This window comes from Brevundimonas sp. NIBR10 (assembly GCF_027912515.1).
In the GTDB taxonomy this organism is placed as follows: domain Bacteria; phylum Pseudomonadota; class Alphaproteobacteria; order Caulobacterales; family Caulobacteraceae; genus Brevundimonas.
Map to the genome: position 1 here is coordinate 2,249,527 of NZ_CP115464.1, position 25,813 is coordinate 2,275,339.

Annotated in this window: 18 protein-coding genes; 11 read left to right on the plus strand and 7 right to left on the minus strand. The window is 65.1% G+C overall.

All coding sequences use genetic code 11. The features are described 5' to 3' along the window. Positions 1 to 48: 48 nt before the first annotated feature. On the minus strand, positions 49 to 1,713 hold the full coding sequence (locus tag O5K39_RS11050; protein ID WP_271143683.1) for a carboxylesterase family protein: 1,665 nt from the start codon (positions 1,711 to 1,713) through the stop codon (positions 49 to 51). Between the two features lie 338 nt (positions 1,714 to 2,051). Between O5K39_RS11050 and O5K39_RS11055 the strand changes: the two genes are divergently transcribed. After that, positions 2,052 to 2,723 (plus strand): TetR/AcrR family transcriptional regulator, encoded by a 672-nt coding sequence (locus O5K39_RS11055; RefSeq protein ID WP_271143684.1) that lies wholly within the window; start codon positions 2,052 to 2,054, stop codon positions 2,721 to 2,723. Positions 2,724 to 2,786: 63 nt separating this feature from the next. Here O5K39_RS11055 and O5K39_RS11060 read toward each other — a convergent pair whose 3' ends face one another. Together O5K39_RS11060 and O5K39_RS11065 are read right to left on the minus strand one after the other, a co-directional pair. Next, positions 2,787 to 4,430 carry a tannase/feruloyl esterase family alpha/beta hydrolase gene (locus O5K39_RS11060; RefSeq protein ID WP_271143685.1) on the minus strand — a complete coding sequence of 548 codons (1,644 nt, stop codon included), beginning with the start codon at positions 4,428 to 4,430 and terminating at the stop codon, positions 2,787 to 2,789. Positions 4,431 to 4,548: 118 nt separating this feature from the next. Further along, positions 4,549 to 6,642, minus strand: a complete 2,094-nt coding sequence (locus tag O5K39_RS11065; RefSeq protein WP_271143686.1) for a hypothetical protein — start codon at positions 6,640 to 6,642, stop codon at positions 4,549 to 4,551. Between the two features lie 280 nt (positions 6,643 to 6,922). Between O5K39_RS11065 and O5K39_RS11070 the strand changes: the two genes are divergently transcribed. Beyond that, complete coding sequence (locus tag O5K39_RS11070) at positions 6,923 to 9,241, plus strand: TonB-dependent receptor (protein ID WP_271143687.1); 2,319 nt, start codon at positions 6,923 to 6,925, stop codon at positions 9,239 to 9,241. A gap of 108 nt (positions 9,242 to 9,349) precedes the next feature. Continuing rightward, a complete protein-coding gene (locus O5K39_RS11075) occupies positions 9,350 to 10,681 on the plus strand; it encodes a GntR family transcriptional regulator (protein ID WP_271143688.1) in 1,332 nt (443 codons plus the stop codon). Positions 10,682 to 10,685: 4 nt separating this feature from the next. Here O5K39_RS11075 and O5K39_RS11080 read toward each other — a convergent pair whose 3' ends face one another. From O5K39_RS11080 to O5K39_RS11090, 3 genes are all read right to left on the minus strand, one after another. Continuing rightward, positions 10,686 to 12,338 carry a carboxylesterase/lipase family protein gene (locus O5K39_RS11080; RefSeq protein ID WP_271143689.1) on the minus strand — a complete coding sequence of 551 codons (1,653 nt, stop codon included), beginning with the start codon at positions 12,336 to 12,338 and terminating at the stop codon, positions 10,686 to 10,688. 96 nt (positions 12,339 to 12,434) lie between these two features. Continuing rightward, a complete protein-coding gene (locus O5K39_RS11085; RefSeq protein WP_271143690.1) occupies positions 12,435 to 13,925 on the minus strand; it encodes an aldehyde dehydrogenase family protein in 1,491 nt (496 codons plus the stop codon). A 37-nt stretch (positions 13,926 to 13,962) separates the two neighbouring features. After that, positions 13,963 to 15,618: a GMC family oxidoreductase N-terminal domain-containing protein gene (locus O5K39_RS11090; protein ID WP_271143691.1), complete on the minus strand. Its 1,656-nt coding sequence runs from the start codon at positions 15,616 to 15,618 to the stop codon at positions 13,963 to 13,965. A gap of 85 nt (positions 15,619 to 15,703) precedes the next feature. On the opposite strand from O5K39_RS11090, the gene O5K39_RS11095 reads away from it, so the two are divergent. Next, positions 15,704 to 16,309, plus strand: coding sequence for a TetR/AcrR family transcriptional regulator (locus tag O5K39_RS11095; protein WP_271143692.1), 606 nt, complete (start codon positions 15,704 to 15,706; stop codon positions 16,307 to 16,309). On the opposite strand, the gene O5K39_RS11100 is transcribed toward O5K39_RS11095, so the two are convergent. Further along, entirely contained in the window at positions 16,297 to 17,739 is a 1,443-nt protein-coding gene (locus O5K39_RS11100) for an alpha/beta hydrolase domain-containing protein (protein WP_271143693.1), read from the minus strand. The genes O5K39_RS11095 and O5K39_RS11100 overlap by 13 nt on opposite strands. Positions 17,740 to 18,137: 398 nt before the next feature. On the opposite strand from O5K39_RS11100, the gene O5K39_RS11105 reads away from it, so the two are divergent. Genes O5K39_RS11105 through O5K39_RS11135 form a run of 7 tightly spaced genes read left to right on the plus strand, consistent with a single transcriptional unit; the run spans position 18,138 to position 25,720 of the window. Beyond that, positions 18,138 to 19,043 carry a LysR family transcriptional regulator gene (locus tag O5K39_RS11105; protein ID WP_271143694.1) on the plus strand — a complete coding sequence of 302 codons (906 nt, stop codon included), beginning with the start codon at positions 18,138 to 18,140 and terminating at the stop codon, positions 19,041 to 19,043. Between the two features lie 6 nt (positions 19,044 to 19,049). Beyond that, positions 19,050 to 19,619, plus strand: coding sequence for a formate dehydrogenase subunit gamma (locus O5K39_RS11110; protein ID WP_271143695.1), 570 nt, complete (start codon positions 19,050 to 19,052; stop codon positions 19,617 to 19,619). After that, on the plus strand, positions 19,616 to 21,106 hold the full coding sequence (locus O5K39_RS11115) for an NADH-ubiquinone oxidoreductase-F iron-sulfur binding region domain-containing protein (protein WP_271143696.1): 1,491 nt from the start codon (positions 19,616 to 19,618) through the stop codon (positions 21,104 to 21,106). The genes O5K39_RS11110 and O5K39_RS11115 overlap by 4 nt, the downstream gene beginning before the upstream one ends. A gap of 4 nt (positions 21,107 to 21,110) precedes the next feature. Then, positions 21,111 to 23,957, plus strand: coding sequence for a formate dehydrogenase subunit alpha (gene fdhF, locus O5K39_RS11120; RefSeq protein ID WP_271143697.1), 2,847 nt, complete (start codon positions 21,111 to 21,113; stop codon positions 23,955 to 23,957). Beyond that, on the plus strand, positions 23,954 to 24,247 hold the full coding sequence (locus tag O5K39_RS11125) for a formate dehydrogenase subunit delta (RefSeq protein ID WP_271143698.1): 294 nt from the start codon (positions 23,954 to 23,956) through the stop codon (positions 24,245 to 24,247). The genes fdhF and O5K39_RS11125 overlap by 4 nt, the downstream gene beginning before the upstream one ends. Positions 24,248 to 24,299: 52 nt before the next feature. Then, complete coding sequence (gene fdhD / locus O5K39_RS11130) at positions 24,300 to 25,133, plus strand: formate dehydrogenase accessory sulfurtransferase FdhD (protein ID WP_271143699.1); 834 nt, start codon at positions 24,300 to 24,302, stop codon at positions 25,131 to 25,133. An 11-nt stretch (positions 25,134 to 25,144) separates the two neighbouring features. Next, positions 25,145 to 25,720, plus strand: coding sequence for an NTP transferase domain-containing protein (locus tag O5K39_RS11135; RefSeq protein ID WP_271147141.1), 576 nt, complete (start codon positions 25,145 to 25,147; stop codon positions 25,718 to 25,720). The last annotated feature ends 93 nt before the right edge of the window (positions 25,721 to 25,813 follow it).

Genomic DNA, 25,813 nt, shown 5'->3' on the forward strand with positions numbered 1-25,813 from the left:
GTTCTTCCGTTCACAGGGGTCGGTCGGGCGTTCTCGCGGAGCGGGCGGCTATTCAAACTTCTTGCCGTCCATGACGCCCTGGATCGGGGACTCGGCCGGTTCTGGCTGGGCGGCGCGGGCGGCCCAATAGGCCCTGAGCTGGCCGTTGGGATCGGCGACGACGCTCGGGCGCACATCGTAGATGAAGGTCTCGCGCGTCTGCGGCGTATAGGCCGGCCAGGCGGGCGCACCGGGGATCGACGGATTGCCGGTGCGTGCGAAGGCGGCGAAGGTCGCGCTCATCAGGTCCGCCATGGCGTTCTGCTCGGGGCCTGCACCAACCAGGCCTGCCGAGACATCGACATTGTCGAAGATGAAAGGCAGTTCGACCGCGTGGGGCGACCGCAGCTTGCCGCCGAGCACGGGCGAGTTCCAGTCGATCTTGTACATGTATACCGGCGCGGCCTGCTGGGCGTACTTGCGCTCGGCGAGGGTGATCGAGCTGGCCGTGAACATCATGTCCGTCATGACGCTGGTGTAGAGGTGCATCGGCAGGTCGTTCGGGGCTTGGGCGCGATACAGGGCGATGGTGTTGGCTGCTTCGGCTGGGCCGACGATGCCGCCGACGCGGGTGGTCAGATCGGCCTCGGTCATCGTCTGCCAGGTCGGGTCGCTGAGGACCACATTGGTGGCCTCGTCCTTGGTCGAGCCGACCATAATCGGGACGCCAGCCGACAAGGGCGAGCCGACGGGGTCGAAAGGGTTGGTGGGCAATGTCTCGCCATCGACGGCGGGCATATAGGCCAGGAGTCCGGCGCGGGCCCCGGCCTTCATGAGGGTGTCGGTCGGCAAGGCACGCAGAGCTGCGACATCCCCGACCTGTAGACCCAGCTGGGCGAACAGCTTGTCGCGTGTGGTGGTCGCGGCCTCAAGCGTGCCGACCTTCACGGCCGCGCCGCTCTGGATGATCGCCTTGTGGAACAGGCCCTGGGCTGACGGCATGGCCAGCAGGGTGCTGACCTTGGAGCCGCCGCCCGACTGGCCGAAGATGGTGACGTTGTCGGGGTCACCGCCGAAGGACGCGATATTGGCCTTGACCCATTTCAAGGCCGCCACGATGTCCAGCATCCCGGCCAGGTTCGAGTCGGCGTACTGCGGCCCCGCCTCCGCCCCGAGTTGAAGATAGCCGAACACATTCAGGCGGTGGTTCAGCGTGACGACCACGACGTCTTGGCCGCGCGAAAGGTTGCTGCCTTCATAGTATTTGTCGCCGCCGCTCCCCAGGAAGAAGCCGCCGCCGTGCAGCCAGACCATGACCGGGCGCTTGGCGTTGTCAGCGACCGCGGGGGTCCAGACGTTGAGGACCAGGCAGTCCTCGCTGGTCGGCAGATCGGAGAAGGACAGGACGCTCGCCATCTCGGGCGGCATGTTCACGGGCGGCTGTGGGCACCGATCGCCCATGCGGTCAGCGACCCGAACTCCGCCCCAGGCCGGTGGCGGGGCAGGCGGAAGGAAGCGGTTCGCGCCGCCTGTATCGGCTCCATAGTGGATGCCGAGGAACGACAATACGCCTTTGGAAGGCACGCCCTGAAGCTGGCCCTCGGGGGTCGCAACGATGGGTGCCGCGTCCTGGGCCTGTGCAGGGGGCGGGGGCAGGGCCACGGCCAGTACGGCGGCGAGGATGACCGCGGCCGCCGCCGATGCGGCTCCGCTGAATGCAAGGAGATGAGACATGCCGAACCTGTTTTCCAGAGACCCCGGGGATCTCGTTGCTGGTGGTCCGTCTCAGGCCTTGTCGAAGAGTCGGCATAGCCGACCGCGCCGCAAAGCGGGTGAGAACGGTGATGACTGCGTTTCCACTCACGGGTCGTACGGCGACGGGCCGACGACCGCTTTTTCGAGGTCTGATCAAGCGGCGTTTGCTTCCTCCGCCGCTTGAAATGCCCCGCTGCATCTGAGAACGAACGCCTGTATAAGTCAAGCGCCTTAAATCGGATCGGCAGCGAACTTCTCGAATTTCTTCGCGGGATCGTCTGCTTTTATTTTGTGCGGCAGTGGGGCAAGGACCGCAGATGGCAAGACTGTTTCACGAGTATCCTAAGACCGCCAAAAAGCTGATGCTGGCGGCGGAACGGCTGTACGGTCAGCACGGTCTGGATGGAGTGTCGCTGCGCCAACTGGCCACCGCCGCCGGCCAGGCCAACAACTATGTCGTCCAGCATCATTTCGGATCCAAGCTCGGCCTGATCCAGGCGGTGTCGGAGATGCGACTTCCGGCCATGGAGGCTCATCGCCAGAGCCTCCTCGACGCGGCCCGGGCCGAGAATGATTTCAGCGTGGCGCGAATGCTCAGCTGCCTGTTCTCCCCCTTGGTGACGGTGCTGGAGGCGCAGGACATGAAGGACTATGCGCGCTTCACCCTGGCCGTGATGCATCTGGACCCGGAACAGCATCCGTTCGTGCGATCGACCGACATATCGCCGGCCTCGACCGAGATCCGCAGCAAGCTCAGCGAATCGCTCTCGCATCTCGAGCCCGATGTGTTCCGCCGCCGGCTAGCGCTGAGCGCCAGCGTGTTTCTGAACGGCATTTCCGAGCTGGGCGGCAAGCTCAAGCTGTCGCCTGCCGGCTATGCCAGCACCGACCAGTATTGCAGTGACGTCTTCGAGGCCGCCCTGGCGGTCCTGACCTGTCCGTTCTCGACCGAGGCCCGCGCCGATTTCCGCAAAGCCGACGCAAGCTGATGTGGATACGAAGACGCCGCCCCACGCAGGTGGAGCGGCGTCCCAAGTCGCAACCTAGTCCTGTCAGGCGCGTGGCGGGGCCTGGCAGGTCCAGTTTGCGGCGTCATAGACGGCGTTGGGCACGCCGGCCTTGGAGCGATCAAACACGGCGACCTCTGGATAGCGGCACAGCATGAAATCGCGCGAGGTTCCCGTCGGCGGCGGCACGAGGACACCGGACACCATCCGGGTCGCGGGATCGGCGAACAGCAGCTGCTGACGGTCAACGCCTCGGTGCGCGACGACGGCACCGGGGGCCTCGCCCTTCTCGACCCAGTTGATGAGTTCGGTCATCAGGACGTCGGGCGCATCGCCCGGGCCAGTGCCCGAACCGCAGTGACCCATGCCCGGGATCTTATAGAAGCTGGCGAACTGACGCAGGTTGTTCATACCGTCGACCGAGACGGCCGCATCGGCGTAGTATTGCTCCATCTCCGTGTCGATGCAGCAAGGATCACTGACCCCGTTCCACATCAGCACCTTGCCCCCGGCGGCGCGATAGGGCGCGAGGTTGGCGCTGTAGGGCCAGCCGAAATCCAGCTTCTTGGTTGCCTCCCACCAGCGGTCGATGGTGGCCTGGTCGTTGAGGTCCATGGTCATCACGTCGAAGTCAGGGCCGAACAGGACCTTGGCCAGCGAGCTGCCGATCACATAGCCGGGCGATGAACGCGCCATGTTCCCGACAGTGGCGGCGTCCGACCATGGTGGCGGAACCTGACCCATGAAGCCGGCCCACACCGTCATGTTGGAGATCGGAAAGCCGACCTTGATCTGACCTGCCGGGCTGCGAGGCCCGGCTACGATGGCCTTGATGCTTTTGAGTTCGGGCTGGGTCAGGCAATCCGGCTTGTCACCGTCGGCGCAGGCTACCGTGTCGAAGTCGAACTGGCACTTTGTATGATCCTGGATGATGTCGTCCTTGGCACCGTCGATCTCGTCGCAGGCGGCGGTGACCTTGGCGTCCAGCATGACGAATTTGGCCGGCGAGACCCACGATCCCGGCTCGCGCGCCATCTGCTGGGCCGCGTTGATGAAGGCCAGCATGGTCGCCGAGCTGCGACCACCGGGGGCACCGAGCAGGACGCCGTCATAGTCCTCGGGGTGTCGCTCGATAGCTTCGGTCGTCATCCGCCCGCCACCGGAGCAGCCGGACGTGTAGCGATAGAAGGACTGGACGCCGTAGTAGAGACGCGTGATCTGTTGGGTCGCGACAGCGGTGACATGGGCCCCGCGGTCGATGTGGTCGCGGGCCTGAGCGGGATCGGCCAGGAAGCTCCAGTCCAGGATGTGCCCGGTGTGCCCCGTATCGGTGCCGGCGACGGCGAAGCCCTGAACCAGCGGATTGCCGGCGGGGATCTGCGAGTCGGACGGCACGTAGCCTGCGGCTCCGCCCATGCCGATGAAATAGTAGCGGTTCTGCCAGCCGGTGTCGGGAAGTTGCAGCCGGAAATTGACCTTGTTCGGCCCCGGGTTGGTCGTCGTCACATAGCCCTCGATTCGGCAGTGCGGCACGGGGGCCGCCGTCGAGGTCGCCGAGGTGATCGTGGTGTCGGCGGGTGCGCTGGCCTGGATCGCGGCGGTCTCGCACGTGCCTGCGGATGCGGATGACCCGTAGAATAGCGCCAGCGCCCCGACGGCACCGCCGCACGCCAGTAGTCTGGATTTCACAGATAGACTCACGATTGTCCTCCCTGGACGTTTCCGCCGGCATCGCGCCTCTTGATTGGACGCATCACCGACGCTGGAAAAAATCGGGGTCGCCTTGGACCCGGTCGGCGTTCTGAACTCAGGTGACCACGACCCTTGCCGAGGCGAGGTTTTCGACCTGTCTGCGGGCCGCTGGGTCACCGTGACGGTTCAGCCGCACCCGGCAGGTGACGAAATAGACACCGGGCTTGTCGAAGGCGGTCGTCGTCGACAGCGTCAGGTCGGTCTGGCCTGGCACCACCTCTGCCTTGAGCGAATAGGCACCGCTGGCGTCGAGATCCCAATGCGCCTGGGTGAAGGTCCCCGCGCCTTCCGGTGCCTCGGCATGGGCCGTCAGGGTGACCGGTTCGCCGACCTTGACGTCGGTCCGGACGGTGCCGTTGGCAGTGACCTCCACGACCGGCTGAATGCCGCCGCGTTCCCGGGCGGAACGAGGCAGGGTGACCTTTCCGTCCGAGAAGGCATAGGTCGTCTCGGCTGGTGGGATGCCCTGTTCGACCCAGGTCGCCAGATCGACCAGTCCCTGTTCGATCACGGGCATATAGTCGATCAGCCAGGTCGTCGTCGCGCGTTTGGGATTGGTCGGCAGCAGCATCGGCGGAACGTGCTCGGCGTTCTGGGTCCACTGCAGACGGAACCTCTCGCGCGCCTTTTCAGACCCTTGCGCCTCTTCGACCGCTCGCTTGTAGATGACGCCCTGGGGCGGCCACAGCGAAGCGTCGTGGGTGTGGTGGACCCACAACAGCTTGCCCTCGTACTGACCGGAATATGGCACGCCCATCAGGGGTGACTGAACCGGTACGCCGTGCTGCGGATAGATCGGCTGGCCGTCCACGCGCAGGAAGTCGTTCAGCGGGTCTTCGGAAATGTGGTGCCGATAGGCGTAGCAGAAGGCGAGGAAGGCATGGTTGTCCAGGTGGACGCTGTCACCGACCTCGACACCTCGGAAGCGCAGGATATTGGCGTCGGCCCGCCCGTCGCAGAACCATATGTCGCCAACCGCGCGGGTGCAGAACAATTGCCGTCCGGCGACGGCACCGCTGTCGATTTTGACGCCGCACCCGGTGCTGTAACCGCGGGTCAGGCCCTTGACCTCGACCGCGACCGGCAGATCCCAGGCACCGCTGCTGGATGCCATCAGCATGATCATCGCCTTGGAGTCTGCGTACTCGGCCCCGGCGAACTCCTCGCCCATCAGGTCCTGGGCCGTGATGATCCGTGTGATCGGCAGGGTGACGTCGATCAGGTCGTCCGAGACTACCTCGGGCCGGTCGTGGCCGATGTAGCCGGGGCGGGTCCAGAAGTCGGCGAAATAGTCCGAGTCCTCCTCCAGCAGCATGCTGGCGATCGAACACCACAGCCAGATCTGGCCCATGGGTTTGGCGATCATGAACTCGTCGCCCCGCGGGAATCCGAGCCGGTAGAGGTTGGCCAATTCCTCGCGTTCGTGCTGGCTCAGCCCGGTGAACGGATCCCCGCTGCCGCCGGGGGCCATGGCGTCGATGACGCCTTCCAGCTTGTCGCCACGCAACAGGCGCTGGACGTTGAACATGCTCCCGAAGGAGAAGGGCTGCTCGCTGCGGACGCGTGAGTTGGTGCCGTGCGGCTCGACATTGCCGCCGCCCATGAAGGGCAGGGCGCCGTCATAGACACCGTCGCAATATTCGAGACACAGTGGCGACCGCCGACCGCCGCCGCTGCCGCCCCAGACGTAGCTGTAGTCCGGCTCGCGGCCGAACACCTGTTTGCAGACATATTTGGAGAACCGTGCGCTCTCGACGCTGGCGCGATACCCATACAGTCCCGGATCGATGCCCGCGCGCGGGTCGATGTCGTCGCCGATATGGCCCGAGTTCGATTCGACCATATAGCCGCCCAGACCGACCATCATGTCGAGGCCACCCAGCAGCGCGCCCATGGCCCCGGCGAACGCTTCCTCGTGACCCGCGTGGGCCCCTTCGAGCGGATGATACATCCGGCCGCCCCACTCCTCCTTGGCCGGGAAGTAGAAGGTGAAACGGGTGTCGGTGTCGGCGAATCCCCCGTGAACGTTGCGGTGCGGGTAGGGCTTCTCGCGCCACTCATCACGATCGATGTACGGTGCCCCGAAATAGCTGTCCCCCACGACGTAGCCGCGGGTGTCCAGCGCCGGTTTTTCGACGACATCCAGCATGAGCGTTCTTCCCAATGTGTGACCGCATCCGGTCCCGGCTCTGCGGCCAGTGGCGTCATCTAGGCAGGCGTTCTGATATCGGTCAACTATTCTCTAGGGGAAATAACGTGAAATGCGTGACCGCAAATGTGCCGTTTTGTCGGGTCGCCGATACTGCGTTCTGATATCAGACGAATGTTCTTGCCGACTTTCTGAACATGTGAGACTGATTTGTTCAATGCACGGCGGGGGGATCATCCCACCAGCGCCCATCAAGGGTCTTGCCGGCACGGAGGGAACGATGAACGATCACGCTTTCGGCGCCGGTTTCGCGCGCCCACTTCGCAAGCTCGGCCTTGCCGGTCTGCTGTTTGCGACCTGTCTGACGGCTCCGACACTGGTCTCGGCTCAGCAGACCGCATCGCCATCCAGTGACCCGAATGCGGCGTCCGCCGTGGACGACGTGGTCGTCACCGCCCGTCGGCGCCAGGAACGCCTGCAGGAAGTGCCGATCGCCGTGACGGCGCTGAGCGAGGAAATCCTGGAAGAAAAGGGCGTCCGGGACGCCAACGACCTGGGTCAGGTCGCGCCGGGTCTCAGCGTTCAGAACACCACCGCCAACCGCAACAACATCACCTATTCGATCCGGGGTCAGGGCCAGGCCTTCGGCCAGAACTCGCCGGGCGTCGTGCCCTATTTCGCCGAAGTGCCCTCGTTCGGGGACGCCATTTTCGATCTGCAGGGTATCCAGGTCCTGAAAGGACCGCAGGGCACGCTGTTCGGCCGCAACACCACCGGCGGTGCCATCCTGTTTGCTCCCAAGGCACCGAGTGAGGATTTCAACGGCTACCTGCTCGGCCGTGTCGGCAACTATAGCCGCCGCGACGTCGAATTCGGCGTCGGTGGTCCGATCCTGGGCGAGCGGCTGCTGTTCCGGGTGGCGGGCCAGATGCTGCGCCGCGACGGCTATACCGACAATGTGACGACCGGCGATCAGATGGACAATGAGCATCGCCAGGCCTGGCGTGCCAGCATCACCGCACGTCCGTTCGACGGATTCGAGAACACACTGCTCTACCAAGACGTAGAGGTTGACGAGGCCGGTTCCGGCCTGCTGCTGTCGGTCATCACCCCGACCTTCTCCAATGAGCCGATCTATACCCAGTTGCAGACGGCTCTGACGGCCCAGAGGGCGCGAGGACCGCGATCCATCGCGACCAACTACGAGCCTGACTTCATCAAGCTGGACAGCCAGGGCTGGATCAATACGACCAGCTGGCGCCTGAACGATCATCTGACGCTGAAGAACATCTACAGCCAGCGTCGATTCACGGCCGGTCAATCGTATGATCTGGACGGCAGCCCGATCACGGTCCTGCACGTCACCAACCCGGTCGGCAAGAAGACCAAGACCACCAGCGAAGAGTTCCAGGCCCAGTTCAACTTCGGGAACATCGACGGGGTCATCGGCTATTTCACCGAGGATTCCAACACGCCGATTGTCTACGGATTTGACACGCGACAGTTCGTGCGGATCCCGGGCCTTCTGCCCAACGGCGGCGTGATCCAGGCCGTCAACATCGCCCAGGGTTCGTCGGGCAGTCGCGCCTTTTACGGCCAGGTCGACTGGTCGGTCACGGATCAGCTGACCCTGACCGGCGGTATTCGCAAGACCACCGATGAACGCTCCAGCGGTCCGTCCGAGACTTTCGTACTGTTCTCGCCGCTTCAGCCCTACCCGACCGGTCTTACTGCGGCGGCCGGTGCCAGGCTGTTCGCGTCGTTTGATGCCACGACATGGAACGTGGCGGCCAACTACCAGTTCAGCCAGGATCTCAACGTCTATGCGACCGTCCGAAAGGGTTTCAAGAGCGGCGGTTTCAACGGCACGGCGATCAACCCGGCGGACCAGTTCTTCCAGCCCGAGGAAGTCACGGACTACGAGTTCGGGATCAAGGGTCTGGCCGTCTTGGGCGACTGGCAGGTGCGGTATGCGGCTGACGTCTTCTACGACGACTACACCAACATCCAGCGGTTCGTGAACCTGGCGACCGTGCCGGCATCGACGGTGACGCGCAACGCGGCCGCGGGTTCCATCGCCGGGATCGATCTCGATCTGACCATTGCCCCGACCGACTGGTTCAGCGCCTCGGTGCAATACACCTATCTCGACGCCAAATACGACAGCTACAACGACGCCCTGCTCGGCGACCTGTCCAGTAGCCGATTCCCGAATACGCCCGAGCACCAGCTGAACTTCACGCCCCGGGTGGAAATCCCGCTGCCCGAAGGGATGGGCGATTTGTCGGCCCTGGCCAGCGTCTACTACCAGAGTGGCATCGCCACCGATCCGGCCAACGTCCCGAACGGAAACGCGCTGGTCGCCCTGTCCAGCATGGGCACCAATGTCGACGCCTACACCCGTATCGATCTGCGGGCTGACTGGCGCAACATCAACGGCACGGGCGTGAGCGCCGCTGCGTACGTCCGCAATGCCACTGACGAAGAGTATATCACCGGTACGAACAACCAACTGACGAGCCAGTTTGGGGTCGCCACCTATCTGTACGGCCAGCCTCGCTTCTTCGGGGTCGAGCTGCGGTTCGATTTCGGGACCTGATTTCAGGTCTGGTCTGTCGCGCGTGCGCCGTCGATCGGTATCTCTATTCGGGCCACCCCGGATCGCGTATCGATCGGCGGCGTCTTTGCGACAGTGACGGTTAGAACCATGTCCGCCGATCCGGCCGCCGTCCAACTCGCGACACAACTGACAGACCTGATCCGTGGATCGAACCTGAAGCCGGGAGATGTGGTCGCGTCGGAGCAGGATCTGCGCGCTCGCCACGTTGTCGGGCGATCGATTCTGCGTCAGGCGGTGCGTATTCTTGACGAGCGGGGTGTCGCGACCATGAAGCGGGGCGCGGGCGGTGGCCTGATCGTCTCTCCTCCCGATCCACGTTCAGCCGGCAGGGCGCTCGCCATCGTGCTGGAAAGCCGGATGAAGGGTCCTCACGCCCTCGAACGCCTTCTGAAGGCGACCGATACCCACGTCTTTCTGACATCGACGCCAAGACTCGAACTGGTCGAGTGCCAGCGCATCCGGAAACTTACGTTGCGGCTGAGGCGGGACAGTTACGCCGACCGGATGCCAGCTGGCGAGATCAGTCAGTTGATGGTCGCCATCAGGCGTCTGGTCAAAGACCCCCTGGCCGGCCTCGCCTATGAGGTGACGGCTGATTATGGGCAGGATCTGGTACCCTACAGCGTTGTTGCCGGGGGACGGGACTTTCAGCGCGCGTGGTGGGACGCCTTGCTGGAGATGGTCGAGGCGCAGATGGCCGGCGACGTCGCCGCTCTTTTCGATCTGCGTCGCCGCCAACTGGCCGTGATCCGTGACAGCCAGGACGCCTGGAGTGCGATTGACAGGGAGGGGCGCCTCCTGCCGCCCATCGAGACCGACCAGCCCCAGAGCGGTGGGGCCAGCCCGGCCGAGCGTCTGGCGCGCGAACTGCTGCGCGATGTTCGTCTGCTCGACTGGAAGCCGGGTGCTAGAATCGGCGGGGCCGGAGATCTTCTGGCGCGCTACAAGGTCACGGTAGGCACTCTGCGCCAGGCCGTCCGTATCCTGGAACAGAACGCGGTGGTCCGGATGGAGCGGGGGCGATCCGGCGGACTGGTCGTCACGGTACCTGAGCCAGCCGTGGCCCTGAAACGGGCGCTCGACTATCTGGCGCAGACGACGGTCGCGCCGGATGACCTGGCGTCATTCCATCGGCATCTCCTGCTTGAGGCGGTGAGCGCCGTCTGTGAAACGCCGGATGCGGTCCGCGCAGAACGTATGAAATCCGTCGTCGAGTCAGCGATTTTCGACCACCTCGGTCAGTTGTCCGGCGATGACGCGATCGAGATGTTCCTGTCGGTCGCAGGGGCCATCCCCGCGCAAGGTGCGGGCCCCGCCGTGGCGTCGGTTCCGGGTCTGCATCAGGCCCTGCTCAGGGGCGATGCACCGCTGGCGCGGCGAATCGTCCTTGAACGGACACAGGGCTTGCCCCAGCGTTAACGGTCTACCGCGTCGGCACCGGCAGACGGTTCCAGAACTCGAGGATCTCCGACCGAGGATCGTTCTCCACCCGCATCTCATTGTCGAAGATCATCGTGGCGCGCGTCTGGACGTCATAGGGAGGCCAGGCCGGGATCTGGTCGTTGTTCGGATTGCCCGTCCGGGCGAAGGCGACAAGCGTCGAGGCCAGTCGGTCGCACATCAGTCGACCCGAGGCCGCGCCGCATCCGACCATGCCGTCGCGGTAGTTATGGAACGAGGCCGAGACGTCGATCCCGTGGATCGCCCCGAACTTGCCATCATAGGCCGGAGTCTCCCAGTCCCACTGATACATCCACACCTTCCCGGGGCTCTGGGCGGCCTTGCGCTCGGCCTGGAGGATGGCGTTCTTGCGGAAACCGGCGTCGGTGGCGATCTGGGCCTGGATCAGGAAGGGCGACTTGTTCGGATAGCGGGCGCGGTACAGGTCGATGGCCTGGTCGCCGAGCGCGCCCATTCTTGCGGCCATCTGGGCCTTCAATCCGGCCTCGTCCAGATCCCAGTTGAAGCTGATGAGGCCGCCGTCCTCGAGCGTCGTCGAGATGATCAGGGGGATGTCGGCGGACTCGGCCGGACCGCCCGGATCGAACGGATGATGTGTGAGGTAGGTCCCGTCGAGGACCGGCGAGAACCGCCCGCCGGTCGGCGTGGCCGCAATCGCCGTCTGGGCCTCCAGCAGCGTCGTCCACGGTACCTGTTGCAGGTCCGTGACACGGCTCTTGTCGATCCCCAGATGGTTCAGCAGGGCCGCGGCGGTGCGGGCCGAGGCTTCGCGCTCCGTCAGCTTCAGCGCCGAGCCGCTCTGGATCATCGCCCGGTGGAACAGACCCTTGGCGGCGGGCGTGGCCAGCAGAACGGTCGTCTTGTAGCCGCCGCCGGACTGGCCAAAGATCGTCACATTGGCCGGATCACCGCCGAATGCCGCAATATTGTCGCGCACCCACTCCAGCGACAGGACCAGGTCCATGATGCCGGTCACACCTGCCGAGGCGAACTCGGCAGGCGCTCCGTTGTCGACAAGGTTGATATAGCCGAAGCTGGCTAGCCGATGGCTGACCGTCACCACCACGACATCGCCGTAGCGCGCCAGCTGGGCCCCGTCGAAGCCGGGCGCATTGCCGGATCCGCTCTCGAAACCGCCGCCGTGGATCGAGACCAGCACCGGCCGCTTCTTGCCGTCATCCAGACCCTGGGTCCAGATGTTCAGGTGCAGCGGGCTCTCGCCCATGCCGCCTTCCTGACGGTCCCACTGCACCAGCATGGCCAGGTCGGCGCGCAGATCGATCAGGGTCTGGGGACTGACCGGGCCGAAGCCGAGCGCGTCGCGGACACCGATCCAGGGCTCCGGCTTGCGCGGCGGCATGAAGCGGTCGCGACCGCCAGTCGGGGCACCATAAGGGATGCCCTTGAACTGACGCACATCGCCGTTGGTCTGGCCGCGTACCTTGCCGTGGGTGGTCTCGACGACCGGGAACCCCGGGCTGGACAGCGCATCGGGCAGCGACGGCGTCGTCGCTCCGGTCGATGCCAAGGCCTCGGTCGAGAGGGCGGCACCGGCGGCGAGCGCCGCTGCGCCGAACAGGGTGCGCCGGTTTGGAGCGGCAAAGGTGTCAGTCATGTTTCAGTCTCCCTTGAGCGCGCCGTGGGATGGGCCTTGCGCTTCCATTGATCCGCCGATGGCCGGCGGGGCCTGAACGCCGTCCTAGGTGCCGCCTCAGTGGCCGACAGGGTAGAAGATCGATTTTTCCTGGGTGAATTCCTTGAGCCAGTCCGGCCCGTATTCGCGGCCGACGCCGGACCGCTTGTAGCCGCCGATGGGGGCGAAGCTCATCTTGCCGGTGCCGCCGTTGATCATCACGCTGCCGGCCCGGATCCGGCGGGCCATCGTATAGCCGGTCGCGGCGTCGGCGGTCTCGATGCCGCCGTTCAGGCCGTAGCGAGAATCATTGGCGATCCGGATCGCTTCTTCGTCGGTGTCGAAGCCGATGATACAGCCGACCGGTCCGAAGATCTCGTCCTGTGCGATGGCCGTGCTGTTGTCGACATCGTCGAACAGCGTCAGGTCGGTGAAGAACCCCTTGTCCAGGCCCGCCGGTCGCCCGCCGCCGTAGATCAGCTTTGCCCCGGAATCGAGACCCAGCTGGATATAGTGTTCGACCTTGGCGCGCTGCGACTCGCGGATCAGTGGCCCCATCATGACGCTGGGATCGGCCGGATCGCCGATCTTCCACATGGCGGCGAAGGCCTTGACCGTCTCGACGAAGGCCGGGCGGATGCTGTTGTGGACCAGCAGGCGCGTCAGCAGGGCGCATCCCTGTCCCGCGTTGACAGACAGCATCCCGACTACGGTCATGGCCGCGCGCTGCACGTCGGCGTCGTGGCGGATAATCAGGGCCGACTTGCCGCCGAGTTCCAGATGCACGCGTTTCAGCGTAGGCGAGGCCTGGGCCATGATCGCGGCGCCGACGGCTTCGGAGCCCGTGAAACTGACCATGTCGACACGGGGATCGGTGGTCAGCAGCTGGCCGACCTCGGGCCCCCCATTGACGATGTTGAGCACGCCGGGGGGCAGGCCTGCCTCGTCGGCCGCATCACCGAACAGCAGGGCCGAGAACGGCGTGAAGGCCGACGGCTTCAGGACCAGGGTGTTGCCGGCCAGTAGGACAGGCGCGACCTTCGACAGGTTCAGCAGGAAGGGGAAGTTGTAGCCGGTGATCCCCGCGATCACCCCGACCGGTTCGCGCACCACGGTCGTTCCTCCGAGGATTTGTGGGCCTTCGGGATTCATCGGGTTGGGCGTCGCCTCAATCGGCAACTGAACCGTGGTGTCGCGCATGGCGTGGACCATGGCGTCGCGGAAATGGTCAAGCGGTGCCTGGACCTGCATGGCCCAGGTGATGCCCTGCGAACATCCGACTTCGGCGACGATCAGGGCTGCGATCCGGGTCTTTCGCGCCTCAAGTGCGGCGTGAAGGCGCGTCATAACCGCCACCCGCTCCGCCATCGACATCTGGGGCCAGGGTCCGTTGTCAAAGGCCCGTCGCGCCGCTTCGACTGCGGCGTCGGCCATGTCGACGCCGCCGACCGGCGCATGGCCGATGATCTGTTCGGTCGCGGGGTTCAGGACCGCCTGTGCGGGTTCATCACCCGGTACCCATTTTCCGTCGATGTAGAGGCTGCTGATGTCGGTGAAGGGGATGTCCACGTCAGGGGTCTCCGGAGAAAAGGGAAGGGGTCCGCCTTCAGGCGGCGTCTTCGAGGATCAGGTCGGCGGCGTGGAGGGCCATCGCCTGGGTCGCGGCATTGGTGTTGCCGGACACCAGGGTCGGCATGACCGAGGTGTCCATGACGCGCAGGCCGCTGACTCCCCGGACTCGCAACCGAGGATCGACGACTGACTGAGCATCCGATCCCATCCGGCAGGTTCCTGCGACGTGGAAGGCTGTGGTCCCAAGTGTCAGGAAGGCTTCGATGATTTCGTCATCGGTTTCACAGGTTGGACCTGGGACCAATTCCTCGACAATCAGAGGACGAACCGCCTCGGTCCGCATCAGCCGTCGGATCCAGCGGACCATGGCGATGGAGTGTTTTCGGTCGTCGGGATGAGAGAAATAGTTGGCGTCGATGATCGGCGGAAAATCGGGATCGGCCGACTGGATCCGCATCTCGCCCCGGCTCTTGGGCTGGGTGAAATAGCCACCCACCGAGACCCCAGGCGCGGAATCGACCTGCATCTTGGGCGGCTTGGGTGTCTCGCCGGGTTTCGGTTCCGGCGCGCCGTCCAGCGACAGGCCCATTTCGGCCATGGAAAACAGGCCGACGCCGATCTGGATGTCCGGGTGTTCCAGTGCGAGGTCGGTCTTGATGAAGCCCCCACCCTCGTAGGCGCCCCGTGTCATCGGACCCTTGCCCGCAAACAGATAGGTCAGGAGACTGCCTAGCATGGCCGGCCCCCGCAGCTTCTCGTTCTGGCTGGGAGCGCGGCTGCGATGCTGGATCGACAGATAGCGATGCTCGATCAGGTTCTTGCCGACGTTGGGGGCCTCGGCGACGACGTCGATACCTAGCGAGGTCAGAAGGTCGCGCGGGCCGATCCCCGACAACTGCATTAGCTTGGGCGTCTCTATCGCCCCGGCGCTAAGGACGATCTCGCGTCGGCACTGGATGTCATGCTCGCCGGTCTTGCCGCGCAGCCGGACGCCCACGACCTGAGTCCCGTCGAACAGGAGGCGCAGGGCATGAGTGTCGCTGACGACCGTCAGGTTGGCGCGCTTGCGGATCGGATGGATGAAGGCCTTGGCCGCGCTGAACCGCGAGCCGTCATGGATCGTCACTGGCTGATAGCCGAACCCGCCGTCATCGACCGAAGCCCGGTCATTGATGTCACGGGCACGGGGCACCCCCAGTTCGCCCGCGCCGGTGATCAGCGCCTCGCTCATCGGATCGCCGAACTCGGGTACGGTAATCTTCAGCGGCCCGCCCACGCCCCGATCTGGACCCGCACCCAGTTCGTGGTCTTCCAGCTCGATGAAGCGGCGACGCATCTCATCCCAGCCCCAGCCGGTACAGCCTTCGGCTTCCCAACCGTCGAAATCGCGCGGAGCGCCCCGGATATAGACCATGCCGTTGACCGAGCTCGATCCGCCGAGCGTACGACCCTTGACCCAGGTCTCGGTCTTGCGATTGCCGCCCTGGCGAGCCTCATAGGTGAACAGCCGCTCGTTGCCGGGGGTCAGCAGCACGCCGATGCCGCGCGGCATCCTGACGAACAGGCTGTCGTCCGACGGCCCACTCTCGACCAGCAGGACCGAATTGGTCGGGTCTGCAGACAGTCGGTTGGCGAGCACGCAGCCTGCCGACCCTGCACCGATGACGATGTAGTCGAATTGGTCCTGCACGGTTTTCGTCCCTTGTATGGTCCGTGACGCTTGCGTCGGTCGCGGTTCCAGACGACGACTATCCACCCGAAAAAACAGTACATCAATGTCCGTTTTGAACAAAAAGACGATTTCTGTTCCGAAGCCACTGCCGCGCAAGGATGTTGTCCGTCATCGGGCGGCCCTGCTGGACGCGGCGGCTCAGGTGTTCGCAGCGGGCGGCGTCGAGGCACCGCTGGGCGAGATCGCGAAACGGGCCGGGGTAGGGCGGGGAACCTTGTATCGGCATTTCCCGGAGCGGATCGACCTGGTCGTCGCCCTCCTGAACCGAAACCTCGACGACCTGGAAGCCCTGGCGGCCGATCTCGCGGATCAGCCGGACGGGCTGCTGACCCTCATCCGGACCATGATCGACCAGGACATCGACGTCGCACCTTTGCTGGACAGCGACCTCATCGTGCCGGCACCGCTGCTGGCCCGGTTCGTCGCCATCTGTCAGGTTCCGCTGGAGACCGCGCGCCGGGCCGGCCTCGTCCGTCCGGATCTCGACGAGACGGATCTTCTGGACCTGACCGTCATGGCGGGGTCTGCCTTGAAGCGGTGGGGACTGGAGGAGCGCCGGGTCCGCGCGCCGCGCATTCTGGCCCTGCTGCTTGAAGGCATCCGGTCCGACACGGAGGAGACACACCGAGGTTCAGGTCACTTCGGATAGCTCGCCGCCGCCAAGGCTTCGATCTCGGCGCGGTCCTGAGGCAGGATGAAACCGGCATTGATCGCAGCCGTCAGTGCCTCACGAAACTTTGCCAGATAATCGTCGTGCCCGGCCGGATAGAGCCGGGAAAGAACGGCCGGTTCCAAGGCGACGGTCGATCCGAACAAAGCCCCCATCCGGCTTTTCGCTACGGCCAGCCCGGACAGTCTGCACGTCGGGACGTCCATCCAGGGCGAGCGTATGCCGCCCACGGCGTTGCCGGTGTCGTCAAGTTTCAGCCTCGCCGGTCCGTCGGCTTCCAGCGTCAATCGCGGCGCGGTCGGCGGGGCTTCGCCTGTCGTGACCCACCGGTTCAGCGCGGACAAGGCGGCCATCATGACATAGTGGTGTTGCGGAGCGGCGTTGATATTGCCGGGCAGGGTCAGACCCAGAAGGTCGCAGGTCGGGGCCATGGCACGGGCCAACGCTTCCGAAGACGCCATGCCGCTGTCCATCGGGGATGCCCCCATGACATAGGTGTCGGCGTGAGCCGTGCCCGCGACCTCCCAGGTCCTGAGCCGATCATGGTCAGGCTGACGCGCCGGAAGATAGCCGAACCGCTTCATCATCAGGTCGGTCTCGGTGATGATGTTCAGGATCGGGACGGGCGTATCGGCGCGCATATGGATCGGCCGCAGCGCGGTCAGCAGCGACATCAGGATCGACGACTTGCCGAGGCCCGGTGCGCCGCCAAATCGAGAATGCACCAGATATCCGTCGAACACCTGTTCCAGCAGCGCGATGGCGTTGATATAGGTCGTCAACCGTCCTGCCGACTGTGACTCTCCGGCGGCGATCAGTGTCTTCGCTGCCTTGACGCCCAGGAGTCTCTCCGGCTCGGCCCGAACCGCCTTTGCGGCCTGGGTGAAGATGTCGTAGCAGAAGGCGTCACCGGGGTGGTTGAGCGATCCGTAGCGTTCCGGATCGGCCTTTTTCAGAGCCTCCATTCCGGGAAAAGCCATCAGTCCGCCGCCGTCGATCCCGGCCTTCTGAGCAGACACACCGATCCAGGCGTAGCCGCTCCGGATCAGTTCGCGATGCGTGTATCCCCACTCCGGCGCGGTATCGGCCCCGGCGCTGACATTCAGCCATTCAACGACGACCGTGCCGTTGAACAGAGTCGCATCGACGGGCCGCACGACAACCAGACGCGTCGCGTATTGGGCTGTATCTCGCGGTCTCGCAGACCAGCGGCCGTCGCGGCCGTGTGGCCCTGACGCCCCGTAGGCGGTGGCGTGCCCGGATAGGAGATGTTCATCGACCCGGTATCCGACCTCGGCGAGGTCAAAGTCCGTCAGGGTGAGCGCAGGTGGGCCTGCGATCGGCCGCATCACCGTCGCCCGGTCGGACGGCGGAGCGGATTTCGCCTTGTCGATGGAAGCTATGGTCATCTTCGAGCCTTGTCCGCCAACACCTGACGAGCCGATCGAAATCAGAATGTGTGATCGTATTTAGAATGACAACCGTATACGCATCGGCACGCGGAACCGCCACGATTGCGTTAGCAGCCTTGGCCATGGGAAGTGTTCAGGGGTGCTCGAGATGGCGCAGAATCGCTCAGGTCGAGCCTTCCGCTGGGCTCCCGCCGGCGGGTCACAGTCAAGACCCTGTCAGCCGCGAGCAAACGGCGCTGAAGCAGCCGAGCTCTGCCGCCTGCGCTACTCGGAACGGCGACCCGCTAGTCGCAGAACGCATGAGCAGCGCGAAGAGTTTGCCCTGACAGAGCCGCCCGCTAGAGATCACCGAGCACGGATCCAGATGTCCTCGTAGACCCGTCACGGAACACGTCATGCAACTGCGACTGCTCGAATATTTCGTAGTCCTGGCCCGAGAGGGGCATTTCGCTCGGGCGGCGGCGGCATGCAGTGTGACCCAACCCGCACTGTCGGCGGGTCTGCTGACGTTGGAAGATCTGCTGGGAAGGCGGCTTGTCGATCGGGACCGGCGCTTCATCGGCCTGACGGCGGACGGTGCGGCCATTCTGCCCTGGGCCCAGCAGATCGTTGCCATGCTGGATGGGCTGCACCAGACGGCCGAGGCCGATACGGGGCCACTGCGAGGCGACTTGCGGCTGGGTGCGATCCCCGCATCCATGCCGGTCATCGGCCCACTCGTGCGGGCGTTGAGGGCTGGGCATCCGGACCTGACCGTCTCTGTGCGCTCGCTGACCTCCCGCGAGATCGAGCGGGGCCTGGCCGCGTTCGAGCTGGACGCCGGGGTCACCTATCTCGACCACGAGCCGCCGGCCCAGGTTGTCAGCGTGCCGTTGTATTCCGAGCGCGCAGTGTTTCTTGCCCAAGCGGGCAGCCGCCCGACCGACGCCGCGGGCATTTCCGTAGGTGAGGCCCTGTCATATCCCCTGTGCCTGCTCCACGAAGGGATGCAGAACCGCAGAATACTGGACGCCCATCTCGCTGAACGGGGTCTGGCGGTACATCCCCGCGCGACGGCGGATTCATATGTGGCCTTGATTGTTCTGGTCGAGAGCGGCGTTTATGCGTCGATCGTGCCGGATGTCTACGCCAGCCTTCTGCCGACGGACCTGTGGGCGCGAGTGGTTCAGTTCGACGATCCATTGCCCTCTAGCAGGGTCGGCCTGATCATCTCGGATCGTTCACCGACCAGTCGGTTGGCCAAGGCCGCAGCACTTGCCGCGCGAGGCCTCGCCCTCGCGCCGAAATTTTCTCCACCATGATAGCCTTTGCTTATCATCGATTGGAAACCGCGATTTGACGGTGGTGTGCCGGCGCGGCAGTCCGGTCGGATGGGACGCAAAGACAGACCGATTGAACGACCGGCTGTTCAAGCGGACCCGATCTTCGCGCCGACGGTCGACCGGCTGAAGGCGACGCTGGGTGTTGATCGCGGCATGCTGCTGCCTTGGCTGCATGCCGTGCAAGCCGAGTTCGGCTACATCGACGACCGCATCGTTCCGGTAGTCGCTGATGCACTGAATTTGAGTCGGGCCGACGTCCACGGCGTGGTGACCTTTTATCACGATTTCCGCCGTCAGCCGGCCGGGCGCCACGTCGTTCGCCTGTGCCGGGCCGAAAGCTGTCAGGCGCGAGGGGGTAAGGCAATCGAGCGGGCGGCGGTGCAGAAGCTGGGCGTGGCGATGGGGAACACCCGGGCCGACGGGCAGGTGTCGCTGGAGCCGGTCTATTGTCTGGGTCTGTGCGCCACGGGTCCCAACGCCCTGGTCGACGGCATGCCGGTGTCCCGGATCGACGCGGCGCGGCTCGACCGGTTGATCGACCAGGTGAACGCATGACGCGGGTCTTCATCAGTCGTGATATGGCCTCGGTGGCCCTGGGGGCCGACGAGGTCGCGCGCGCCTTCGTCGATGCGGGTGTGGAGGTCGTGCGGACAGGCAGCCGGGGCCTGTTCCGTATCGAACCACTGGTCGAGGTCGAGGTCCCCGACGGGCGAACCGGCTATGGCCCCGTCGGCCCCGAGGACGTCTCGGCGGTGCTGGCCGGGACGCACCCCAACCGACTCGGCGATGTCGAGGCCATGCCGTTCTTCGTGGGGCAGCAACGGTTCACCTTTGCCCGGTGCGGGGTGATCGATCCGCTCGACATGGATGCCTATGCAGCTCAAGGCGGCTGGGTCGGACTGGATGCGGCGAGGGCGATGGTGCCCGCCGAGGTCGTCGCCGTGGTGCGCGACAGTGGCCTGCGCGGTCGGGGCGGGGCGGGCTTTCCGACCGGGATCAAGTGGCAGACGGTTCTGGCCGCGCCGGGACCTGAGAAATTCATCGTCTGCAATGCCGACGAGGGCGACAGCGGCACCTTTGCGGACCGGTTGCTGATGGAGGGTGACCCCTTCTGTCTGATCGAGGGCATGGCCATCGCCGGTCACGCGGTCGGGGCGGATTACGGCTATGTCTATATCCGTTCGGAGTATCCGTTCGCCGTCGCGACGATGCGGGACGCGATCTCCAGATCGGCGGATCGCGTCGCGCCCTTCCGGCTGGAGGTCCGCGTCGGTGCCGGAGCGTACGTCTGCGGCGAGGAGACGGCCTTGCTCGACTCCATCGAGGGCAGACGGGGGCAGGTGCGGGCCAAGCCGCCGCTTCCGGCCATCAAGGGGCTGTTCGGCAAGCCGACGGTGATCAACAACGTGCTCAGCCTGGCCGCTGCGCCCTTCATTCTGAGCCATGGCGCATCAGCCTATGCCGACGTCGGCTTTGGGCGGTCACGCGGCACCATGCCCATCCAGATTGCGGGCAATGTGAGGAACGGCGGACTTTACGAGGTCGGGTTCGGCGTCACCCTCGGCGAACTGGTCAACGGCATCGGTGGGGGAACCGAGAGCGGGCGACCGGTGCGGGCGGTGCAGGTGGGCGGCCCCCTGGGCGCCTATTTCCCGCCGTCGATGTTTCATCTGCCGTTCGACTACGAGGCCTTCGCTGCGGCGGGCGGTTTGATCGGGCACGCCGGACTCACGGTCTTCGACGACACCGTGGATATGGCCGGGATGGCGCGGTTCGCGATGGAGTTTTGCGCCGCCGAAAGCTGCGGCAAATGCACCCCGTGCCGCATCGGTTCGACGCGCGGCGTCGAGACGGTAGACCGCATCATCGCGGGGGATCGCATCGACGAGAATCTCGAGATCCTGCGCGACCTTTGCGACACCATGAAGTTCGGATCGCTGTGCGCCCTCGGCGGCTTCACCCCTTATCCGGTCCTGAGCGCACTGGAGCATTTCCCTGAAGATTTCGGCGGCGTGTCTGCGTTCGCCACGGCGGCGGAGTAGACCGATGGCCTATGCGCGCGAGATCGACCTCGGGACCAAGCCCGCCCCGCAGTCTGCGCCCCTGGTGGACATCGTGATCGACGGACAGACCGTCAGCGTACCCGAAGGTACGTCCCTGATGCGGGCGGCGGCCTTGATGGGCGCAACGATCCCGAAACTCTGCGCCACCGACAGTCTGGAAGCGTTCGGGTCGTGTCGCCTGTGTCTCGTCGAGGTCGAGGGTCGGGCGGGCTATCCGGCCTCCTGCACCACCCCCGCCGCCTCCGGAATGGTGGTCCGCACACAGACCGAGAAGCTCAAGACGTTGCGACGCGGGGTGATGGAACTCTATATCTCCGACCACCCGCTGGACTGTCTGACCTGCGCCGCCAACGGCGACTGCGAGCTGCAGGATCAGGCAGGGGCCGTGGGCCTGCGCGAGGTCCGGTACGCTCCGACGCCCGCCAACCACCTGGGCCAGGCCAAGGACACGTCAAACCCCTATTTCGACTTCGACCCGTCCAAATGCATCGTTTGCTCACGATGCGTCCGCGCCTGCGACGAGGTCCAGGGCACCTTCGCGCTGACGATCCAGGGCCTGGGGTTCGGCAGCAAGGTCGCGGCCAGCCAGGGCGAGGACTTTTTCGGCAGCGAATGCGTGTCCTGCGGTGCCTGCGTCCAGGCCTGTCCGACCGCCACCCTCATCGAGAAGAAGGTGGTCGAGGTCGGCACGCCCGACACCTCGGTGGTCACCACCTGTGCCTATTGCGGCGTCGGCTGCACCTTCCGCGCCGAGATGCGCGGCGAGGAACTGGTGCGGATGGTCCCGTGGAAGGAGGGCAAGGCCAACCGTGGCCATTCCTGCGTCAAGGGCCGGTTCGCCTGGGGCTATGCCAACCATCAGGAGCGCATCCTGAATCCGATGATCCGCGCCTCGATCGACGAGCCGTGGCGCGAAGTCAGCTGGGCCGAGGCCTTCACCCACACGGCGTCGGAATTCCGGCGGATCCAGGAGACCTATGGCAAGTCGTCGGTCGGCGGCATCACCTCGTCGCGCTGCACCAACGAAGAGACCTTCCTAGTCCAGAAGCTGGTCCGGGCAGGCTTCGGCAACAACAACGTCGATACCTGCGCACGGGTCTGTCATTCGCCGACCGGCTATGGCCTGAAAACGACGTTTGGCACCTCTGCAGGGACGCAGGATTTCGACAGTGTGATGGCCTCCGATGTGGTCGTCGTCATCGGGGCCAATCCGACCGACGGCCATCCGGTGTTCGCCTCGCGGCTCAAGCGCAGGCTTCGCGTGGGCGCGCGGCTGATCGTGATCGATCCGCGCCGGACCGATATCGTCCGGTCGCCGCATGTGGAGGCAGATCATCACCTGCCGCTGCGACCCGGCACCAATGTCGCGGTGCTGACCGCCATGGCCCATGTCATCGTCACGGAAGGGCTCAGCGACGAGGCCTTTATCCGCGAACGCTGCGACCTGTCCGAATACGCCGACTGGGCCGAGTTCGTGTCCGATCCGCGCCATGCGCCCGAGTCCACCGAGCCCCTGACGGGTGTCGCGGCGGCCGAGGTCCGTGCGGCGGCCCGGCTGTTCGCCACGGGTGGCAACGGTGCGATCTACTACGGTCTGGGCGTCACCGAACATAGCCAGGGCTCGACCACGGTCATGGCGATCGCCAACCTGGCCATGGTCACCGGCAACATCGGTCGCGACGGTGTTGGGGTGAATCCGTTACGTGGCCAGAACAACGTTCAGGGGGCCTGCGATATGGGCAGTTTCCCGCACGAGCTTTCGGGTTATCGCCATGTCTCGGACGACGCGGCGCGGGCGATGTTCAAGGACCTGTGGGGCACCGAGCTGGATCACGCGCCTGGCCTGCGTATCCCGAACATGCTCGACGCTGCCGTCGATGGCACGTTCAAGGGACTCTATATCCAGGGCGAGGACATCCTGCAGTCCGACCCGGATACCCGCCATGTCTCGGCGGGGCTGGCAGCGATGGAATGCGTGGTGGTCCAGGATCTGTTCCTGAACGAGACCGCCAACTACGCCCATGTCTTCCTGCCCGGCTCGACCTTCCTGGAAAAGGACGGCACCTTCACCAATGCCGAACGCCGTATCCAGCGGGTCCGCAAGGTCATGACGCCACGGAACGGACTGGCCGACTGGGAGGTGACGCAAGGTCTGGCCCAGGCACTGGGTTACGACATGGCCTATGATCATCCGTCGCAGATCATGGACGAGATTGCGGCCCTGACGCCGTCCTTCGCCGGCGTTTCCTACGACCGTCTGGAGACCCTGGGCTCGGTGCAGTGGCCCTGCAACGCGGCCGCGCCCGAGGGCACGCCGATCATGCATATGGACGGCTTCGTGCGCGGGCGCGGCAAGTTCGTTCGCACAGAGTATGTACCGACGGAGGAACGCACGGGGCCACGATTCCCTCTGTTGCTGACGACGGGCCGCATTCTCAGCCAGTACAATGTCGGGGCCCAGACCCGCCGGACCGAGAACAGCCGCTGGCACACTGAGGACCGACTCGAAATCCATCCCCATGACGCCGAACAGCGCGGAATCGTTGATGGCGACTGGGTCCGGGTCGCCAGTCGTGCGGGCGAGACCTCGGTGCGGGCCGAACTCACCGATCGGGTCGCACCGGGCGTCGTCTACACGACCTTCCACCACCCCGGGACCCAGGCCAATGTGGTCACGACCGACAATTCCGATTGGGCTACCAACTGCCCCGAATACAAGGTCACCGCGGTCCAGGTGGGCAAGTCCAACGGCCCGTCGGACTGGCAGGCGAGCTACACCGTGCTCTCGCACCGGTCGCGCCGCATCCAGCCGGTGGCAGCTGCCGAATGAGCAGCACGCTCGACAAGCTGATCCGCAGCGCCAACCAGATCGCCGCCGAGTTCGAGCACCAGCAGCCCGGCAATGCGACCGATGCAGTCTGGGATCACCTCTGGCATTTCTGGGACCCGCGGATGGTCGCCATGATCGTCGCTCACGAGGCTAAGGGCGGGGCCGACCTGTCGACCGCGGCCCGGGCCGCCGTGGTGAAACTCGCCGGGGGACGTATGCCGATTTCCCAGACCCAGGCGACCGCCTTCGGACCCGCTGCCGACGGAGAGGTGCCGGCTGATGCAGGGTGAAACGGGTGGATCGACAAATCAGAGTCCTCCGATCGATCGGTTCGGCCCGGAGTTGACCCGTCCACCGTCGATACCGGTCTATGAGACTGAACAGGCGTCGAAACCGACCCCGAGGGTATCGTGGAAGCGCCATGGCGTTGGCACGCCGGGCTTGCGATCCCTGCCGGAGGAGACCGCGATCGCGATCGTCCATGACGCCTCGACCACAGCGGTTATGATGGCGACCCCGGCCAATCTGGAGGATTTCGCGATCGGCTTCAGCCTGAGTGAGGGCGTGGTCGATCATATTGACGACATTCGTTCGATCGAGGTTGTCCCAAACGACCTCGGCGTCGAGGTCCGGGTCTGGCTCGTGGAGGGCCACAGCCAAAAGCTCTCGAGGCGGCGTCGAAGACTGGCAGGTCCGACGGGCTGTGGTCTCTGTGGCATCGAGAGCCTGGCCGAAGCCGTCCGGCCGATTCATCGCCTTGCCGGATCCGACATGGCCGTAGATGCCGATGCGCTGCTCGACGCCATGGACAGCCTTGCCCAGGCTCAGAGTCTGGGCCGAGAAACCCGGGCGGTTCACGCGGCAGGGTTCTGGAGGGCAGAGGGCGGCCTGGTCGCCGTGCGTGAGGACGTGGGGCGACACAACGCTCTGGACAAACTCGTCGGAGCTTGTGCGCGCGACATGACAACGGACGGGGTGGTTTTGTTGACCAGTCGCGTTTCCGTCGAGATGGTTCAGAAGGCTGCAGTCATGGGGGTCGCGATCTTGTGCGCCGTGTCCGCTCCGACGGCCTTGGCGCTGCGTACGGCGCAAGCTGTGGGAATGACGCTCGTAGCCGTGGCCCGGTCCGACGGGTTCGAAATCTTCTGCCACCCGGAACGGGTGCGTCTTCCGTGATCGTGGGCCTTGTGCTCTGCGGCGGCCGGTCGCGGCGCTTCGGCGCGGAAAAAGCGGTGGCTCCCTTTGGTGATGGTGTCCTCATGGATGTCCCCCTACGCGCGCTTGGTTCCGTCTGCGTTGCCCTGGCTGTGTCCGCCCGGGCGGGTTCAGGGGCAGAACGCCATGCGAGTAAGTTGGGCGTCGATAGTCTCAGAGACGCTCCAGGCGACGTCGAAGGCCCCTTGGCCGGCATCCGGCGGGGCCTTGAATGGGCCTCGGCCCGCGGCGCGCATCGACTTGCGCTGGCACCCTGCGACGCCGTCAGCATTGAGGGGTGCCACTATGAGGCGCTAGTGGATGCACTCGCAGATGACGAGACGGCGATCGTCGCGATATCCAGCACAGGCCTGGAACCGCTGGTGTCGATCTGGCCTGTTGCGGCGGGCCTCAGGGTGGTGGGTGAGGCGATCACTGACGGGCTTCATCCGCCTATCCGACATGTTCTGGATCGGCTTGGTGCCTCGCAGATGGGGCTGCGCGACTATGACGGCGCGAATGTGAACTTCCCACAGGATTTGCTCCAGCGGCGCGGCCCGGGAGTCTGAAGCGCTGTGGCTGAGGAGATCCGTGTGGAGCGGCTTATGCGACGCGCCGGCCTGCGAGAACCGCCGACCCCTCAAAACCGAACGCCTCCATCG

What these genes read in the sequence shown, in the direction of transcription:
- O5K39_RS11050 (WP_271143683.1), bottom strand. Translation starts at nt 1,713, where the DNA reads ATGTCTCATCTCCTTGCATTCAGCGGAGCCGCATCGGCGGCGGCCGCG.
- O5K39_RS11055 (WP_271143684.1), top strand. Translation starts at nt 2,052, where the DNA reads ATGGCAAGACTGTTTCACGAGTATCCTAAGACCGCCAAAAAGCTGATG.
- O5K39_RS11065 (WP_271143686.1), bottom strand. Translation starts at nt 6,642, where the DNA reads ATGCTGGATGTCGTCGAAAAACCGGCGCTGGACACCCGCGGCTACGTC.
- O5K39_RS11070 (WP_271143687.1), top strand. Translation starts at nt 6,923, where the DNA reads ATGAACGATCACGCTTTCGGCGCCGGTTTCGCGCGCCCACTTCGCAAG.
- O5K39_RS11075 (WP_271143688.1), top strand. Translation starts at nt 9,350, where the DNA reads ATGTCCGCCGATCCGGCCGCCGTCCAACTCGCGACACAACTGACAGAC.
- O5K39_RS11080 (WP_271143689.1), bottom strand. Translation starts at nt 12,338, where the DNA reads ATGACTGACACCTTTGCCGCTCCAAACCGGCGCACCCTGTTCGGCGCA.
- O5K39_RS11095 (WP_271143692.1), top strand. Translation starts at nt 15,704, where the DNA reads ATGTCCGTTTTGAACAAAAAGACGATTTCTGTTCCGAAGCCACTGCCG.
- O5K39_RS11100 (WP_271143693.1), bottom strand. Translation starts at nt 17,739, where the DNA reads ATGACCATAGCTTCCATCGACAAGGCGAAATCCGCTCCGCCGTCCGAC.
- O5K39_RS11105 (WP_271143694.1), top strand. Translation starts at nt 18,138, where the DNA reads ATGCAACTGCGACTGCTCGAATATTTCGTAGTCCTGGCCCGAGAGGGG.
- O5K39_RS11115 (WP_271143696.1), top strand. Translation starts at nt 19,616, where the DNA reads ATGACGCGGGTCTTCATCAGTCGTGATATGGCCTCGGTGGCCCTGGGG.
- fdhF (WP_271143697.1), top strand. Translation starts at nt 21,111, where the DNA reads ATGGCCTATGCGCGCGAGATCGACCTCGGGACCAAGCCCGCCCCGCAG.
- O5K39_RS11125 (WP_271143698.1), top strand. Translation starts at nt 23,954, where the DNA reads ATGAGCAGCACGCTCGACAAGCTGATCCGCAGCGCCAACCAGATCGCC.